Consider the following 16,773-nt stretch of genomic DNA (forward strand, 5'->3'; position numbering starts at 1 on the left):
ACACTCCGAGGCAAGCAACCCGAGCAGCGGAGGTCGGACATGACGGGCAAGCACGAACAGGCACGAGGCGACGAGGGTCGCGCGGACGGGGTCGAACCCCGCGCCGGAGCCTTCACGGACAGCGAGATCCCGGGCGAGGAGCACGTCGAGTCGACGGAGCCCGTCGGCGAGTTCGTCTCGAGCGACATCCCCGGCGAGACGCGTCCGACCGGGGACGGACCCGACGGCGAGTACGTCGACTCGGACATCCCCGGCGAGGCCGAGCCGGTCCAGAACGGCGAGGTCGGCGAGTACACCGACACCGACAAGGCCTGACGAACCCGAGCGGAAGCGAGCCCATGCTCAAGGATGAGTACTCATCCTCGAGCATGGGCTCCTCTGCGTCGTCGCTCTGCGCCTGACGGTCAGTCGATGAGCTCCGCCGCCACCAGGCGGCGGAGCGTCTCCACGCCCGCAGGCGGGCAGCGGTCCGCGTCGGCGGAGGTGACCCACTCGACCTCGTCCACCTCGGCCGAGGCGACGGGCGTGGCGGAGTCCAGCGGGCCTCCCGGCCGGACCAGGAACAGCGTCATCGCGACCATGGTCCCCGGAGCCTGCCCGTGGGCGGGCTCGAGCACGACGCCGAACGGGTCGACGTCGTCGGCGGTGAGCCGCAGGCCGGTCTCCTCGAGCGCCTCGCGGACGGCGGCCTCGACGTCGGTCTCGTGCGGCTCCGCCTTGCCGCCGGGCAGGTAGAGCACGTCGCGCGCCCGGGCGCGCACCATCAGGACACGTCGGTCACGCACCAGCAGCAGCGCACTCACGCGCAGCGTGGGCGGTTGCGGAGCGGCCTGGAGGCTCAGCTCGCGTCCGCCTGGTCGTCGCGATCCGAGGCGGTCGGGCCCAGTGCCGTGCGGTCGGCGAGCGGGACAACGGGCGACGGCAGCTCCGGCTCAGCCTCCGGCCGGACGCCGTACAGGGAGTCGATCGCCCCGACGAACTCCTCGCCGCGACCGGCGCGACCGAGCTCACGAGCGCGGACCGAGGGACGGTGCAGCAGGACGCCGACCAGGTGCCGGAGCGCCCGCTCGGTGTGCTCGACGGACTCGCCGTCGGCGTCCGCGCGGCGCTTGGCCCGCTCGATCTCGTCGTCGAGGATGTCGAACACGTGCTTGCGGAACGCCACGAGCGCGGGGGTCGTCGACTGCTCCATCGCCTGGGCGCGGAACCGGGACACGGCGTCGTCGACCATCGCGCGGGCCTCGGACTCGGCGTTCAGCTCGGAGATCGGGGCGTGGATGCTGATCGTCTCGAGGTCGAGCAGTTCCACGCCGTCGACACCGGCGGCCGCGGGGTCGACGTTGCGGGGGAGCCCGAGGTCGATGACGATGCGGCGGACCCCGTCGTCGAGGTCGGCCGGTGCGACGACCGGGACCTCGCTCGAGGTGCAGGTGATCAGGACGTCGCTCTCGCCGATGGCCTGGCGCAGGTCGCGGGCGGCGACGAGGTCGTGCTTGGCGGCGAACCAGGGAGCCCGGCCCGACGGCGAGAACACCTGGATGTTCGTGGCGCCGCGGTCACGCAGGGCGGCGATGGTGGTGGCCGCGTAGCTGCCGGTGCCGACGAGCAGCACGCGGGTGCGGGCCCAGTCGGTGACCCGCGACGAGGCGAGTTCGAGGCCGAGGCGCACGAGCGACCGGCCGGCGGCGCCGATGCGGGTGCGGGTCTTGACGCCGCGTGAGGTGTGCGCGGCCTCTTGGAACAGGCGCTCGAGGTCCGAGGTGGTGGTGCCGTTCGACCGGGCGTCCTCGAGCGAGCGACGGACCTGGCCGGAGATCTCGGTCTCGCCGACGACGACGGACTCGAGTCCGCTCGACACGGCGAACAGGTGCTGCACGACGTCCTTGCCGTCCAGCACGTTGACGGAGTCCAGCACCTCGGTGGCGTCCAGGTCGCTCGCGGCGGCCACGGCCTGCACGGTGGCGGAGACGGCGGAGTCGCTCTCGTCGCCCGCGATGTCGAGGTACGCCTCGAAGCGGTTGCAGGTGGCGAGCACCACGGCACCGTCCAGGACGCCGGCATCCGTGACGAGTCGGCTGGCTGCCGCGGGTGCACCGATGCTCAGTCGCTCCAGGAGATCGAAGCTGGCGTTGCGATGCGACGCCGTGAGACAGATGAGCACGTAGTCAATGGTAACGCGCTCGATGGGAGAATCATCCGGTGACCGAAGCGACGACCACATCCCTCCCCGACTCCCACCCCCTGGCATCAGGGCGGACGAGTGGTTCCCGCCTGGTCCGGGCCCTGCGGGGTGACCGTCCGGAGACGCTCCCGGTGTGGTTCATGCGGCAGGCCGGACGGTCCCTTCCGGAGTACCGGGAGCTTCGGATCGGCACAGCCATGCTCGACGCGTGCCTCGACCCGGAGATGGCGTCGGAGATCACCCTGCAGCCGGTCCGCCGGCACGGGGTCGACGCGGGCATCTTCTTCAGCGACATCGTCGTGCCGATCAAGCTCGCCGGAGTGGACGTCGAGATCGTCCCCGGTCGTGGGCCGGTGCTCTCGTCGCCGATCCGCACCCCCGCCGACGTCGACGCCCTCGAGCAGCTCGACCCCGCGGCCCTCGCCCCGATCGAGCAGGCCGTCCGACGCACGGTCGAGCAGCTCGGCGACACCCCGCTGATCGGTTTCGCGGGGGCACCGTTCACCCTTGCCGCCTACCTGGTCGAGGGTGGCCCGTCCAAGGACCACATCCGCGCCCGCACGCTCATGCACGCCGACCCCGAGACCTGGTCGCGGCTGCTCGCCTGGGCCGCCGAGGTGTCCGGGATGTTCCTCCGGGCACAGGTGCTCGCCGGGGCCTCGGCCGCGCAGCTCTTCGACTCGTGGGTCGGGTCGCTGTCCCGCGCCGACTACGTCCGGTCCGTCGCACCGCACTCCGCCCGGGCGATGTCGCACGTCGCCGAGCTCGGGGTGCCGCGCATCCACTTCGGCGTCGGGAGCGGCGAGGTCCTGGCCGACATGACGACCTTCGGCACGGACACCGTCGGCGTCGACGCGGTCGGGGTCGACTGGCGCCTGCCGCTCGACCAGGCGGTCCAGCGCGTCGGCACCGGCGTCAGCGTGCAGGGCAACATCGACCCGGCGATGCTCTCGGCGCCGTGGGACGTCCTCGAAGCGCACGTCCGCGACGTCGTCCGTCGGGGCGGTGCCGCACGGGCCCACATCGTGAACCTCGGCCACGGGGTCCCGCCCGAGACCGACCCGGCCGTCCTGACCCGGGTGGTCGAACTGGTCCACTCGCTCGGCGACGGTCGCACGGACGACGGTGCAGCGCAGGACGGAGCCGGCGCGTGACCGACGTCGTCGTGGTCGGCGGCGGGGTCGCCGGGCTCGTCACCGCCCGTGACCTCGCCAAGGGCGGCGCCCACGTGGTGCTCGTCGAGTCCTCGGGCGAGCTCGGGGGCATGATCCGTCGGCACACCGTCGGCGGGATCGACCTGGACATGGCGGCCGACTCGTTCGCCACCCGCACGGACGCCGTCGGCCGCCTGGCGATCGAGCTCGGACTCGGCAACGACGTCGTCGCCCCCGACCCGCGCGGCGCCTGGCTGATGACCCGCGACGGCCGGACCTCCCCGATCCCGGCGACCGGGCTCCTCGGCATCCCGAGCACCCCGATGGCCGCCGACGTGCTGGCCGTGGTCGGGCAGAAGGGCGGCCTGCGCGCCCAGATGGACTCGCTGCTGCCGGCACCGGTGGGCGCCAAGGCCTCGTCGCTCGGCGAACTCGTCCGTCGGCGCATGGGGGAGCGGGTGCTCGACGACCTCGTGGTGCCGATCGCCGGTGGCGTGCACTCCACGCACCCCGACCAGCTCGACCCCGACCGGGTGGCTCCGGGCCTGCGTGCCGCACTGCTCCGCGAGGGCTCACTCGCCCGGGCCGTGCTGTCGCTGCGGGCGCGCGCGGCTGCCGGCACCCCGGTGCAGGGGATCCGCGGTGGGACGGTGCGCCTGGTGGACGAGCTCGTCGCCGACATGGAGACCTACGGGGTCGACGTCCGGCTGCACACCCGGGCAACCCGCATCGAGGCGCACGCGGTCGAGGTCGTCAGCGCCGACGGCTCCACCGAACGGCTGCCGGCCCAGCACACCCTGTCCTCCGTCGCCGACCCAGAGCGCACGGCAGCCCCCGACCGGACGGGCATCCAGCTCGTCACGCTCGTCGTCGACCAGCCGGAGCTCGATGCCGCCCCGCGCGGCACCGGGATGCTCGTGCACCCCGACGCCCAGGCGGTGGCGGCGAAGGCCCTCACGCACGCGACCGTGAAGTGGCCGTGGCTGGCCGACGTGGCGGACGGACGCCAGGTCCTGCGGCTCAGCTACGCGACCACCGGGACGGACCCTGCGGGCGTCGCCACGAGCCTCCCGGTCGACCCGACCGACCCCGTCGGCAGCCGCGCGCTGCAGGACGCGTCCACGCTCCTCGGTGTGCCGATCACGGCCGACCGCGTCAGCGGCGCCGCACGCGTCGGCTGGTACGGACCGGACCTGGCCGCGGCCGGGTTGGCCGAGGGCGTCGTCGGCATCGGTGAGGCCTCGACCGGACGGGGTCTGGCGGGCATCATCGCCGCCGCTCGGACGGCAGCCGACGAGATCCTCGGTTCCTGAGCGGACCGCGCAGCCCCTGAGGGCTACTGTTGGTGAGACCGCCGGACGTATTCCGTTCGGTGCATGACCACCGCACAACCAATGCACGGAGGAATCGCACATGCGCGGAAAGCTCCTGTTCGTCGCCGGCGCCGCACTCGGGTACGTCCTGGGATCGCGAGCCGGACGGGCGCGGTACGAGCAGATCAAGACCGTCAGCGGCAAGGTCTGGAACAGCAACGGCGTCCAGAAGGGCGTGCACGTCGCCGAGGACTTCATCGCCGACAAGACCCCGGACGTCGCCGAGTTCATCGGTGAGACGACCAAGAAGGCCGTCCGCAAGGTCGGCCAGAAGAAGGACACCACCACCTCATGACCGACACCCGCGATCGCAAGTCGCGTTCGCTGTTCGGCCTGGTCGGCGACGTCCCGAAGCTCGTCAAGGGCCTGGTCAAGGGCGAGATCGACCTGCTCAAGGCCGAGATGCTCGCGAAGGCGAAGATCTTCGGCCTCGCAGCCGGTCTGCTGGTCGGTGCGCTCGTCGTCGTGCTCTACGCGATCGGCGTCCTGCTGACCGCAGCCGTGATGGGCCTCGCGACCGTGATGCCGGCGTGGCTGGCCGCACTGGTGGTGGCCGTGGTGATGCTGATCATCGCCGCGATCCTCGGCCTGATCGGCTGGAAGCGCCTGAAGAAGGGCCTGCCGATCACCCCGAAGCGCACGATCGCCAGCGTCAAGGACGACATCAACGCGGTGAAGGGCCTCGGCAAGAAGCCGACCCCGCCGACGCAGTACGGCAGCCGCAAGCCGGACGTCGACGGCCGCTCCTGAGCGCCGACAGCCCCGACAGCCGCACCACCGACGGAGGAACCGTGACCGACCCGCACGACGATCTCGCTGCTCGCGTCGCCGCGACCCGCGCCCAGCTGTTCGACACCCTCGACGCGATCGAGGACAAGCTCAACGTCCCGAAGCAGATCGGGATCGCGGCGTCGAAGTTCAAGCGCGGCCTCGACGAGAAGCCGGTGCCCTACCTGGCCGGTCTCGCAGCCGGTGTGGCGGTGGTCGGGGGTATCGTCGTGCTGGTGCTCCGACGGCGGTAGACCGCCCGAGCGCGGTCCACCGGATGCGGGGCGGCCAACACCCTGGCAACCGATAGGACAATGGATCCATGAGCTCCGACGCGCCCACGAACACCGGGCCCGTGCCCGCGCACGACCACCCCCACACGGAACCCGCCGAGACCGGTCACCCGGACTCCGGGATCGACCCGAACCTGCTGACGGCCTACGCCCTCTGGGCTGTGTTCCGCCGGCCCCTCGGTCCGGTCCACCGCGTCGGCGACGACGCCGTGGCCGAACTCGACACCGTGATCGCCAGCGCCGCCGAGCGCGGGGTCACGATCCGTGGCTTCTACGACGTCTCGGCCTTCCGTGCCGACGCCGACGTCATGGTCTGGCTGCACGGCGACGACGCGCAGGCCATCCAGGCCGTGCTGCGCGAGATCCGTCGCACCGGCCTGTTCCAGGACGCCGAGCCGGTCTGGCACGTGATGGCCATGCACCGCGAGGCCGAGTTCAACAAGCGGCACACCCCCGCGTTCCTGCGCGGCAAGGATCCCGAGGCGTGGATCACGGTGTACCCGTTCGTCCGCTCCTACGAGTGGTACCTGCTGCCGGAAGAGGAGCGCTCGAAGATGCTCCGCGACCACGGCGTCGCCGGCGCGAAGTACCGTCGCGTGCTCACGAACACCATCGCGACCTTCGCCCTGAGCGACTACGAGTGGATCCTGCCGCTCGAGAGCCCGGACCTCGTCGACCTGGTCGACCTGATGCGCGATCTCCGCTACACCGAAGCGCGCATGCACGTGCGCGAAGAGGTCCCCTTCTTCACGGGTCGTCGCGTGACGACCGCCGAACTCCCGGAGGTGCTGTCATGACCGACACCAGCATGATCACGAACGGCCAGGTCCTCGCCGCCACCCCCGCGGCGGCGTCCGGTCCCGAGCACGTCGAGACCCCGACCGCCTACGACGCGATCCTGCTCGCCGGCTTCGGTGGCCCCGAGGGCCAGGACGACGTCATCCCCTTCCTGCGGAACGTCACCCGCGGCCGCGGGATCCCGGACGAGCGTCTCGAAGAGGTGGCGCACCACTACCGCCACTTCGGCGGCGTGAGCCCGATCAACGCGCAGAACCGTGCGCTCAAGGCCGCGCTCGAGGCCGAGCTGGCGTCGCGCGGCATCGACATGCCGGTCCTCTGGGGCAACCGCAACTGGGAGCCCTACCTCGAAGAAGCCTTCACCGAGGCGGCGGACAAGGGCTACACGAAGCTCGTCGCCATCGCCACGAGCGCGTACTCGTCGTTCTCGAGCTGCCGGCAGTACCGCGAGGACTACGCCCGCGTGCTCAACGAGACCGGTCTGATCGACACCATCCAGATCGACAAGATCCGCCAGTTCTTCGACCACCCGGGCTTCGTCCGCCCGTTCATCGACGGCGTCCGCGACGGCATGGCCCGCGCGATCGCCGAGAACGAGGGCCTCGACGTCGCGACCGAGCTGCAGGTGCTCTTCTCGACGCACTCCATCCCCTCGACCGACGCCGCCCGCTCGGGCCCCGACTACCGCGGGTTCGACGAGCACGGCGCGTACGAGGCGCAGCACCTGGCCGTCGGCGAGGTCGTCCTCGACCAGGCCTGGGCCGAGCTCCTCGAGCAGCCCGAGCACGCGCACCTGCAGGGCACGTCGAAGCCCGCCTGGAAGCTCGTCTACCAGTCGCGCTCCGGCCCCCCGACGCAGCCGTGGCTCGAGCCCGACATCAACGACTACATGAACGAGGACCTCAAGGGCGGCCCGACGCGTGCCGTGCTGATCGTCCCGCTCGGCTTCGTCAGCGACCACATGGAGGTCATGTGGGACCTCGACGAGGAAGCCACCGAGACCGCCGGTGAGCTCGGCTTCTGGTCGCTCCGCACGCAGACCCCCGGCATCGACCCGGCCTACGTGTCCGGTCTCGTCGACCTGGTGCTCGAGCGCGTCAACGGCACGCCCAAGGCCGAGCGTCCGCACATGACCGACATCGGCCCCTGGTACGACGTGTGCCGTCCCGGGTGCTGCGAGAACGTGCGAGCGGGGTTCAAGCCCGCTGCCGCGGGCGTCGCTCCGTGACCGACACGACCGTGAACGACCCCAGCGCCACCGGGCACGACGGCCCGACCCCGATCCGGCTCGGCACCCGTGCCAGCCGGCTCGCGGTCGCGCAGTCACAGGACGTCGCCGACCGCCTGGCGAAGGCGGCTGGTCGCCCCGTCGAACTCGTCACCGTCACGAGCGAGGGCGACACGAACCGTGCCTCCCTCGCGTCGCTCGGCGGCACCGGTGTCTTCGCCAGCGCCCTGCGTGAAGCGCTCGTCGCGGGCGAGGTCGACGTGCTCGTGCACTCGCTCAAGGACCTGCCGACCGCGCCGTACCCGGGCCTGACGATCGGTGCCGTGCCGAAGCGTGCGGACGCCCGTGACGTCCTCGTCGCCCGGAACGGCGCCACCGTCGACACCCTGCCCGAGGGCGCGAAGGTCGGCACGGGTTCGCCCCGCCGTGCCGCGCAGCTCCGTGCGCAGCGCCCCGACCTCGACGTGGTCGACATCCGCGGCAACATCGACACCCGCCTCGGCCGGGTGGACGACGACCTCGACGCCGTGGTGCTCGCCGCCGCCGGCCTCGGGCGCATCGACCGCCTGTCGGCCGCCACGGAACTGCTCGACCTCGGCTTCTGGCCCAGTGCTCCCGGACAGGGCGCGCTCGCGGTGGAGATCCGCTCGGACGAGACCGACCGTGGGCTGCTCGCCGCACTCCGCAAGATCGAGCACGCCCCCACCCGCCTGACGGTGACGGCCGAGCGCGAGGTCCTCGCCAAGCTCGAGGCCGGCTGCTCCGCCCCGATCGGTGCGACGGCCGTGGTGGACGCCGAGCTCCTGCTCGTGTCCGCGACCGTCTACCGCCCCGACGGCACCGAGTACCGCACCGCGTCGCACGCGGCCGTGCTCGACGGGTCGGCGCAGGACCGTCTCGACGAGGCGCTCGCGGTCGGCGGTCGCGTGGCGACCGAGCTGCTCGAGAACGGCGCTGCCGACCTCGCCGACCTGGCGACCACCGTCGCCGAGGACACCACGGACGGGCCGTACACCGCGGGTCCCGGCCTCGCGACGCCGGCCGAGTAGGCGGTCACCACGGAACCCTCCACCACCGCGACGGACGAGGCGCGACCCCCGGTCGTCCTCGTCCCGCGTGGCGGTGCGTGGGGGGACCGGGTCGCCGAAGCGGCGCGGGTTCGAGGGCTCGCGCCCGTCGTCGTCCCCCTCATCACGGACGCTCCGCCGTCCGACCCCTCCGCGCTCGACGCTGCGGTCCGCCGCCTGGTCGCGTCCGGTGGGGCCGGGAGGTCCGGATCACCCGTTGCTGTCGGCGAACGAACCCCCGTGGCTGGTTACGCATGGGTGGTGGTGACCAGCGCGACGGCCGTGACGGTCCTGTCGGAACGCGTGGCGGGCCTCCCGGCCGGGGTGCGCGTCGCTGCGGTCGGCGAGCCGACCGCCCGTGCCGCGCGCGCTGCGGGCTGGGTCGTCGACCTGGTGCCGACCGAGACGTCCGCCGCGGGCCTGGTGCAGGAGTTGCCGGACACCGACGGCACCGTGCTGTTCCCCCGCTCCGAGATCGCGGCACCGACCCTCGTCGACGGCCTCCGTGCCCGCGGCATCGACGTGGACGACGTGGTCGCGTACCGTACCGTGGGGACCGGCGACGAGCCGATCACCCTCGAGACGACGCCCGCTGCGGTGCTCGTGACGAGCGGCAGCGTCGCCCGCGAGATCGCGCGCCGGATGACCCCGCTCGACCCCCGCACCATCGTGGCCTGCATCGGCCCCGGGACCGCGACCGACGCCCGTGCGGCCGGACTGCCCGTGCACGCGGTCGGACGCACCAGGTCCGCAGAAGCCCTGCTCGACGCCGTCGTCGAGGCACTGAACCCAACCACCCCCCACCAGGAAGGTCACCCGTGACTGGACGCTTCCCCCAGGTCCGCCCCCGTCGGCTCCGCGCCACCCCCGCGATGCGACGACTCGTGGCCGAGACCCGGCTCCACCCGGCCGAGCTCGTGCTGCCGATGTTCATCCGCGAAGGCGCGATCGACGCCGTGGACATCTCGAGCATGCCGGGGGTGCAGCAGCACTCCCTCGACTCGTTCCGCCGCGCGCTCGTCGACGCCGCGTCGGTCGGTGTGGGTGGCGTGAACCTGTTCGGCGTCCCGACCACGAAGGACGCCACCGGCTCCGGCGCGACCGACCCGGACGGCATCCTCAACGTGGCCATCCGGGTGGCAAAGGAAGAGGTCGGTGATGCCCTCGTGGTGCAGTCCGACCTGTGCCTCGACGAGTTCACCGACCACGGACACTGCGGTGTGCTGGCAGCCGACGGCTCCGTCGACAACGACGCCACCCTGCTGCGCTACCGCGACATGGCGGTCGCGCAGGCCGAGGCCGGTGCCGAGCTCGTCTGCATGAGCGGCATGATGGACGGCCAGATCGCCGCCGCACGTGACGCCCTCGACGGCGCCGGGCACGGCGGGACCGCGCTGCTCGCCTACGCCGCCAAGTACGCCTCGGCGTTCTACGGACCCTTCCGCGAGGCCGTGTCGTCATCGCTCGTCGGCGACCGCCGGACGTACCAGATCGACGCCGCGAACGGTCGGCAGGGGCTCCGCGAGGTCGAGCTCGACGTCGACGAGGGCGCCGACATCGTGATGGTGAAGCCCGCGATGAGCTACCTCGACGTGCTCGCCGAGACCGCGGCCACCTCGCCGGTCCCGGTCTGGGCGTACCAGATCTCCGGCGAGTACGCGATGATCACCGCAGCAGCGCAGAACGGGTGGATCGACCGCGACGCCGCCGCGATGGAGTCGCTCGTCGGCATCAAGCGCGCCGGTGCCGACGCGATCCTGACCTACTTCGCCGTCGACATCGCGCGGAAGCTCAACGAGGAAGCGGGCCTCCGCACCTCGGGCAGCACCGCGGACGTCGCCGGCATCGCCTCGACCGGGAAGGCCCCCGAATGACCACGAACGACCAGCTCTTCGGCCGTGCCAAGAACGCGATCCCGGGTGGTGTGAACTCCCCGGTCCGCGCCTACGGGTCGGTCGGCGGTACCCCGCGGTTCCTGGTGTCCGCGAAGGGCGCCTACGTCACCGACGCCGAGGGTCGCGAGTACGTCGACCTCGTCGCGTCGTGGGGCCCCGCGATCCTCGGGCACGCCCACCCCGGCACGGTCGAGGCCGTGCAGCAGGCCGCCGCGCGCGGGCTGTCGTTCGGGGCGTCGACCCCCGGTGAGACCGAGCTTGCCGAACTGGTGAAGCAGCGGGTGTCGGTGGACGGCGACGGCCCCATCGAGAAGCTCCGGATGGTGTCGACCGGCACCGAGGCCACGATGACGGCGATCCGGCTGGCCCGCGGCTACACCGGTCGCGACCTGCTCGTGAAGTTCGCCGGGCACTACCACGGGCACTCGGACTCCCTGCTGGCCGAGGCCGGCTCGGGCGTCGCGACCCTGGCCATGCCGGGCAGTGCGGGCATCACCGCCGAGACCGCGGCGCAGACCCTCGTACTGCCGTACAACGACCTCGACGCCGTCCGCCGGGCCTTCGACGAGCACTCCGAGCGCATCGCCGCCGTCATCGTCGAGTCCGCCGCGGCGAACATGGGCGTCCTGGCACCGGAGCGCGGCTTCAACCGTGCCCTGGCGCAGATCACCCGGTCGCACGGGGCGCTGCTCATCGTCGACGAGGTCCTGACCGGGTTTCGCGTCGGTGCTGCCGGCTGGTGGGGCCTCGAGGCGTCGAAGGTCGTGCCGGACGGTGCCGGGTGGAAGCCCGACCTCATCACGTTCGGCAAGGTCATCGGCGGTGGCATGCCGCTCGCCGCACTCGGCGGTCGGCGTGAGGTCATGGACTTCCTCGCCCCGCTCGGGCCGGTGTACCAGGCGGGGACCCTGTCGGGGAACCCGTTGGCCGTCGCCGCCGGCATCGCCACGCTGCGGGCCGCGACGCCGTCCGTGTACGAGTCGCTGAACCGCACGGCTGCGGTCATCTCCGCGGCCACGTCGGACGCCCTGTCGGCCGAGGGCGTCGCCCACACCGTGCAGCGCGCCGGCAACCTGTTCTCGTTCGCGTTCACCGAGCAGACACCGCGGAACTACGACGACGTGCGGGCGCAGGACGTGTTCCGCTACGCGCCGTTCTTCCACGCGATGCTCGACGCCGGGGTGACCCTGCCGCCGAGCGTCTTCGAGGCGTGGTTCGTCACGGCCGCACACGACGACCGTGCGGTCGGACGGATCCTCGACGCCCTGCCCGCGGCCGCGAGGGCTGCTGCCGCCGCGACCGTGTGACGGGCGTCGGGGCTCAGGAGCAGTCTGCCTTCGTGAAGGTCGTGTCGACGGTCTTCGACGAGCCCTCGAACTCGTAGGTGTACCGCATGTCGACGTCCTCGTCGAGGAGCTTCTTCGTCTCGCTGTTCGAGCAGAGGTTCGGCCCGACGGCGTCGCGGATGGCCCCCTCGGTGATCGAGGCCGGGTCGACGTTCGCCGACACCGTGTAGTCGTAGTGGATCGCGGCGCCCTCGGCCTCGATCCCGGTCCACGTCGTGACCGAGTCGACCTGCTTGGGCAGGTTGCTCTGCTCGCGGATCTGCTCGACGGCCTTCGAGACCTTCTCTTCCGTGGAGTCGCTGAAGGCCGCGTTGAGGCCCTGACGGACGAGGAACGCCACCACCACGGCCACGACGACGCCGAGCACCGAGATCAGGACGCGCTTGCCTCGGGACGACGACGACTTGGGCGGGGGTGCGTAGGGAGCGGCGCCGGCCGGGGCCTGGTACGGCTGGCCGGCGGGCGGCTGCTGCTGCGCGTAGGGCTGGCCGGCGGGCTGCTGCGGGTACTGCTGGCCGTTCGGCTGGCCCGTGTTCGGCTGCCCGTCGTTCGGCTGCGGTTCCGACCCCGGGTAGGGCGGCGGCGTGTTCGTCATGGTTCCCCCTGGTGACGGTCCGCGGCGTGACACCGTGGGGCGGTGCCGGGGTCCCTCCCCGACACGGGCCGCGGACACTGAACGGCCATTCAAGCACGCGTCAGGCGGATCGGCGTGCCGCCCAGCGCCCTTCCGACCGCAGGATCGCGAGCGGGAAGTCGAACGCGTGCGACACCGCCGACGACGTGATGACCTCGTCCGAGGTGCCCTGAGCAACGACGGCGCCGTCGCGGAGCAGCATCGCGTGCGACGTCGAGGCCGGCAGGTCCTCCAGGTGGTGGGTCACCATGACGCTGCCCAGCTCGGGGTGCCGGTGCCGCAGCGCGTCGACGGTCTCGAGCAGGTGCTCCCGTGCGGCGACGTCGAGGCCGGTCGCCGGCTCGTCGAGCAGCAGCAGCTGGGGTTCGGACATCAGAGCGCGGGCGATGAGGGCGCGTCCCCGCTCACCCTGCGACAGCACCGGCCAGCGGGCGTCCCGTCGTGCGCTGAGTCCGACGTCGGCGATGTGCTGCTCGGCCAGCGCGACCTGCTCGGCCGAGGGCTCCCACCGCATCATGAGGTCCGTCGTGCCGGTCAGCCCGGTGAGCACCGTCTCGAGCACCGTGAGCGGCGACAGCATCCGGTGCCGAGGGTCGACGTGGCCGATGTGCTCCCGGAGTTCGCGGACGTCGACGCGTCCGAGGCGGCGGCCGAGGACCTCGACCGTACCGGCGGTGGGGTGTCCGGTCGCGCCGAGGACAGCGAGCAGCGTGGACTTGCCGGCACCGTTCGGTCCGAGCAGCGCCCAGTGCTCCCCGCGCCGGACGGTCAAGTCGACGTCGTGCAGCAGGTCGCGGCCGGAGCGCGTGACGCGGACCCCGGTGGCGTGGATCAGGACGTCGTCGTGCGCGTCGGTCATGACCCCATCGTGCCCCACCGCGCCGTGACGTCGTCCACGTGCGCCCGTGCGACGTCGACGAACAAGCGAGCTGCGAGCCGAGCGGTCCCGACGTCACCGCTGCCGGCGGTGGCGTCGAGCGAGAGCCAGAGTGCCTCCGCGTCCCACTGCCGGAACGCCGGAGCCTCGGGCAGTGCGTACGCGAGCCTGGACATCACGAGGCGCAGCGCCGCACGCGTCCAGCGGTTGCCGGACTGCTCGGACAGGAACCGGGTGACGGCGAAGGCGCTCTCGGTGTAGCGGTGGTCGCGGACCTGGCCGTCGGCGCGGGCGCGTTCCACCAGCCGGTGGAACTCGTCGAGCGCCGGACCGTCGAGTCCGGGCAGGACGCGGACGGTCGCGTGGGCGAACACCCCGCTGATCAGCTCCATCGTGTCGCGCCACGTGGTGAGCGACGGTTCGACGACACGGTACCCACCGCCGCCGCCCTCGACCAGGCCGAGGTCGTGCAGCCACCGGACCGCTTCGAGCACCGCCTGGGGCGGGGCTCCCGTCCGGGCCACCAGGCCCTCGAGCGAGTGCGTCGATCCCGCTGGCAGCGAACCCGAACGCACGTCGCGGAGGAGTGCGCGGTGCACGGCACCCGCGCGCCGTTCGGAGGCGTCGTCGGCCGGTCGACTGGTCCGGGGTACCCCGATGTTCCGGCGGTGGACGTCGAACAGATCGTCCAGCACCTCGGCTGCCGCGGTGGCGTCGGCCGGGTCGCCGGTGTCCAGCGCCCGGGTGGACGTGGTGAACCAGGCGTCGACGTCGTGGACCGACCAAGCCCGGGTCGGCACGCGGGCCCAGCGCAACCGCTCGAACGCCCGATGGCCGAGGTCGCGGACCAGGGCGTTCGGGCAGTGGCCGAACCAGAACTGGCAGGTGGCGGAGAAAGCCGTGGGGTGCTCCGGCAGCCGCAGGGCCGCGGTCAGTGCGGCACGTGCGACCAAGCGCTCGTACTCACCGCGCTGCTCGGCGGTGAGCGTCGGGATCGTGGTCCGGAGCGCCGGGCCGATCAGGGCGATCCAGTCGTCGAGCGCATCCGACAGGTCGGCGTCGGACAGTTCCTCGTACAGCCACGTGTCGTCCGGACGTCGGGTCAGTAGCCCCAGGTCCTCCAGACGTGCGGCCGCACCCCGCACGTGGCCGCGCGGGACGGCCCATGCCCAGCGCATCGCGTCGAGGTCGACGGCGACGGGTCCGCGGGGCCCGGCGCGGACATGGGCGAGCAGCGCCTCGTACGCGTCGTCGTTCGACGCCGCCCACGGGTCGGCGTCACCCCACTCGCCGTCGACCACGGGGATCAGCCGCGGTCGGCGCGGACCGCCTCGATGTGCTGTTCGAAGTTGCGGGTGAGGGCGCGTCCGGCCTCGGCAGCGCCTTCGCCGTCGCGTTCGGAGAGGGCTTCGTGCAGGATCGAGAAGAACGCCTCGGATCCGTACTGCTCGAACGCCGGCGTGGGGTTGAGCGTGAAGCGGACCCGCTCCATGGCGCCGACGGCCGCGTTCTGCACCAGGGGGTTCCCGGAGTGCTCGACGGCGAACTCGATGATCTCGGTGAGGGCGCCGCTGAAGCCGTAGTCCCGCACCTTGCGCATGCGGTCGGCCTTGTCGAGCAGCACGGTGAGGGCTTCGACGTCCTCGTCGCTGTACTCGGGGACGCCCCAGCGCAGGCTGAGCTCGAAGAACCCGGCGGTCGCGCGGGTCGCGATGACCCAGTCCTCGAAGGTCGGGGTGGCGACGCGGGTGTACCGGTTCGCCTCCATCTCGACCAGGCCGATGTCGACGAGCTTCGCGATCGCCTCGCGGATCGGGGTGCGACTCACACCCAGCCACTGGACCAGCTCGTCGTCGTTCAGGCGCTCGCCGTGCTGCAGCGTGCCATCGCGCAGGGCCGCGAGCATCTTGTCGTAGACGACATCGCGCAGGAGCTTCCGGGGAGAACTCTCCACGGTGGACTTGGGGACCGGCATGTCATCTCCTCGAGGACGAAATCGACACTCGAAATCCTAGCGTGCCAATATGCAAACGTTTGCTAAATCAACCGCTCGGGAAACATCCCGGATCAGCCCGCCACGGCGACGACAGTCCGGCCGTGCACCCGGCCTGCGACGACCTCGGCCCCCACCGCGATGGCCTGCTCGGGCGTGACCGTGCGGGTGACGTCGGCCAGGAGCGCCGCGTCGAGGTCGGTCGCGAGCCGGTCCCAGGCCCGACGTCGGAGCTCGAGCGGGGCATCGACGGAGTTGATCCCGAGCAGCGAGACCGACCGCAGGATGAACGGCAACACGGTCGTCGGCAGCGCGGAGTCCTGCGCCAGCCCGCACGCCGTCACGGCACCGCCCCACGGAGTCGAGGCCAGGACGTTCGCCAGCGTGGTCCCGCCGACGCTGTCCACCGCTCCGGCCCAGGTTGCGCGCTGCATCGGCTTGCCCGGCTCGGACAGGGTGCCGCGGTCGACCACCTCGGTCGCCCCGAGTCGGCGGAGCGAGTCCGTGTTGGCCGCGCGACCGGTCGACGCCGTGATCCGGTACCCGCGGGCCGCCAGCAGTGCGATCGCCACGGTGCCGACCCCGCCGGACGCCCCGGTCACCAGCACCGGCCCGTCGTCCGGCGCGACGAAGCGCTCGAGCGCCAGCACACTGAGCATCGCCGTGAACCCCGCGGTGCCGATGGCCGCCGCGAACGAGTCGTCGATCGCCTCGGGCAGCACGACGAGCGACCCGGACGGCACCACGGCCTGCGTTGCCCAGCCCCCGTGCCGGGTCTCACCCAGGCCAGCGCCGTTCAACACCACCCGGTCACCGATCGCGACCTCGTGCACGCCCGGCCCGAGCCCCGACACCGTGCCGACGACGTCGATCCCCGGCACGAGTGGATCGAGCCGGGCGACGCCGGGGTTCCGCGCGAGAGCCAGGCCGTCCTTGTAGTTGACGCTCGAGTACGTGACGTCGACGAGGGCCTCGCCCTCGGCCGGATCCGGCAGGTCGACGTCGGTGACGGTGGGCGGGGCTGTACTGGACACGAGGACGGCGCGGGTCATGCGCCGGACGCTACCCCGGGCCTCCCGGCGGCCTGCCCGTTCTTTCCCAGAACGCGTGCGATGCCTGGTGGATTGGGGCGTACCGGGGCAGAACATCCGACCAGGTACGCCCG

Annotated in this window: 19 protein-coding genes; 12 read left to right on the plus strand and 7 right to left on the minus strand. The window is 72.2% G+C overall.

The annotated features are described in order from the left end of the window. Window positions 1–39 precede the first annotated feature (39 nt). A complete protein-coding gene (locus tag FFG40_RS03535; RefSeq protein WP_138802271.1) occupies window positions 40–315 on the plus strand; it encodes a hypothetical protein in 276 nt (91 codons plus the stop codon). Window positions 316–404: 89 nt separating this feature from the next. Here the strand turns inward: FFG40_RS03535 and FFG40_RS03540 are convergent, their stop codons facing one another. Together FFG40_RS03540 and FFG40_RS03545 are read right to left on the minus strand one after the other, a co-directional pair. After that, complete coding sequence (locus tag FFG40_RS03540; RefSeq protein ID WP_260678780.1) at window positions 405–803, minus strand: NUDIX domain-containing protein; 399 nt, start codon at window positions 801–803, stop codon at window positions 405–407. Between the two features lie 35 nt (window positions 804–838). Beyond that, complete coding sequence (locus FFG40_RS03545) at window positions 839–2,161, minus strand: glutamyl-tRNA reductase (RefSeq protein WP_138802272.1); 1,323 nt, start codon at window positions 2,159–2,161, stop codon at window positions 839–841. A 38-nt stretch (window positions 2,162–2,199) separates the two neighbouring features. On the opposite strand from FFG40_RS03545, the gene hemE reads away from it, so the two are divergent. The 11 genes from hemE to hemL all read left to right on the plus strand — a co-directional run bounded on the left by hemE (window position 2,200) and on the right by hemL (window position 12,065). Further along, entirely contained in the window at window positions 2,200–3,336 is a 1,137-nt protein-coding gene (hemE, locus tag FFG40_RS03550; RefSeq protein ID WP_138802273.1) for a uroporphyrinogen decarboxylase, read from the plus strand. Then, window positions 3,333–4,649, plus strand: coding sequence for an NAD(P)/FAD-dependent oxidoreductase (locus tag FFG40_RS03555; protein ID WP_138802274.1), 1,317 nt, complete (start codon window positions 3,333–3,335; stop codon window positions 4,647–4,649). Before hemE ends, FFG40_RS03555 begins: the two co-directional genes overlap by 4 nt. 100 nt (window positions 4,650–4,749) lie before the next feature. Next, the gene (locus FFG40_RS03560; protein WP_017887727.1) at window positions 4,750–5,004 is read left to right on the plus strand and encodes a hypothetical protein; all 255 of its coding nucleotides are present in this window, start codon (window positions 4,750–4,752) and stop codon (window positions 5,002–5,004) included. Beyond that, on the plus strand, window positions 5,001–5,459 hold the full coding sequence (locus FFG40_RS03565; protein ID WP_071404474.1) for a phage holin family protein: 459 nt from the start codon (window positions 5,001–5,003) through the stop codon (window positions 5,457–5,459). The genes FFG40_RS03560 and FFG40_RS03565 overlap by 4 nt, the downstream gene beginning before the upstream one ends. A 41-nt stretch (window positions 5,460–5,500) precedes the next feature. Continuing rightward, window positions 5,501–5,731 carry a DUF3618 domain-containing protein gene (locus FFG40_RS03570; RefSeq protein WP_071404475.1) on the plus strand — a complete coding sequence of 77 codons (231 nt, stop codon included), beginning with the start codon at window positions 5,501–5,503 and terminating at the stop codon, window positions 5,729–5,731. Window positions 5,732–5,799: 68 nt separating this feature from the next. After that, a complete protein-coding gene (gene hemQ / locus FFG40_RS03575; protein ID WP_250895791.1) occupies window positions 5,800–6,567 on the plus strand; it encodes a hydrogen peroxide-dependent heme synthase in 768 nt (255 codons plus the stop codon). Next, the gene (locus FFG40_RS03580; protein WP_027467028.1) at window positions 6,564–7,796 is read left to right on the plus strand and encodes a ferrochelatase; all 1,233 of its coding nucleotides are present in this window, start codon (window positions 6,564–6,566) and stop codon (window positions 7,794–7,796) included. Before hemQ ends, FFG40_RS03580 begins: the two co-directional genes overlap by 4 nt. Then, complete coding sequence (gene hemC / locus FFG40_RS03585; protein ID WP_260678781.1) at window positions 7,793–8,845, plus strand: hydroxymethylbilane synthase; 1,053 nt, start codon at window positions 7,793–7,795, stop codon at window positions 8,843–8,845. Before FFG40_RS03580 ends, hemC begins: the two co-directional genes overlap by 4 nt. 258 nt (window positions 8,846–9,103) lie before the next feature. Beyond that, window positions 9,104–9,685 (plus strand): uroporphyrinogen-III synthase, encoded by a 582-nt coding sequence (locus FFG40_RS03590; RefSeq protein WP_259411494.1) that lies wholly within the window; start codon window positions 9,104–9,106, stop codon window positions 9,683–9,685. Next, on the plus strand, window positions 9,682–10,737 hold the full coding sequence (gene hemB, locus FFG40_RS03595; protein ID WP_313900826.1) for a porphobilinogen synthase: 1,056 nt from the start codon (window positions 9,682–9,684) through the stop codon (window positions 10,735–10,737). The genes FFG40_RS03590 and hemB overlap by 4 nt, the downstream gene beginning before the upstream one ends. Further along, window positions 10,734–12,065: a glutamate-1-semialdehyde 2,1-aminomutase gene (hemL, locus tag FFG40_RS03600; RefSeq protein ID WP_138802276.1), complete on the plus strand. Its 1,332-nt coding sequence runs from the start codon at window positions 10,734–10,736 to the stop codon at window positions 12,063–12,065. The genes hemB and hemL overlap by 4 nt, the downstream gene beginning before the upstream one ends. Before the next feature lie 13 nt (window positions 12,066–12,078). Here hemL and FFG40_RS03605 read toward each other — a convergent pair whose 3' ends face one another. The 5 genes from FFG40_RS03605 to FFG40_RS03625 form a co-directional block, all read right to left on the minus strand. Further along, a complete protein-coding gene (locus FFG40_RS03605) occupies window positions 12,079–12,699 on the minus strand; it encodes a hypothetical protein (protein ID WP_138802277.1) in 621 nt (206 codons plus the stop codon). A gap of 100 nt (window positions 12,700–12,799) precedes the next feature. Continuing rightward, window positions 12,800–13,597, minus strand: a complete 798-nt coding sequence (locus FFG40_RS03610; protein WP_138802278.1) for an ABC transporter ATP-binding protein — start codon at window positions 13,595–13,597, stop codon at window positions 12,800–12,802. Continuing rightward, on the minus strand, window positions 13,594–14,916 hold the full coding sequence (locus FFG40_RS03615; protein WP_138802279.1) for a hypothetical protein: 1,323 nt from the start codon (window positions 14,914–14,916) through the stop codon (window positions 13,594–13,596). The genes FFG40_RS03610 and FFG40_RS03615 overlap by 4 nt, the downstream gene beginning before the upstream one ends. Before the next feature lie 5 nt (window positions 14,917–14,921). Then, the gene (locus tag FFG40_RS03620; RefSeq protein ID WP_138802280.1) at window positions 14,922–15,590 is read right to left on the minus strand and encodes a GntR family transcriptional regulator; all 669 of its coding nucleotides are present in this window, start codon (window positions 15,588–15,590) and stop codon (window positions 14,922–14,924) included. 92 nt (window positions 15,591–15,682) lie between these two features. Continuing rightward, window positions 15,683–16,660 carry an acryloyl-CoA reductase gene (locus tag FFG40_RS03625; protein ID WP_138802281.1) on the minus strand — a complete coding sequence of 326 codons (978 nt, stop codon included), beginning with the start codon at window positions 16,658–16,660 and terminating at the stop codon, window positions 15,683–15,685. Window positions 16,661–16,773: the final 113 nt, after the last annotated feature.

Origin of the sequence: Curtobacterium sp. KBS0715 (assembly GCF_005938005.2) — a bacterium.
In the GTDB taxonomy this organism is placed as follows: domain Bacteria; phylum Actinomycetota; class Actinomycetes; order Actinomycetales; family Microbacteriaceae; genus Curtobacterium; species Curtobacterium flaccumfaciens.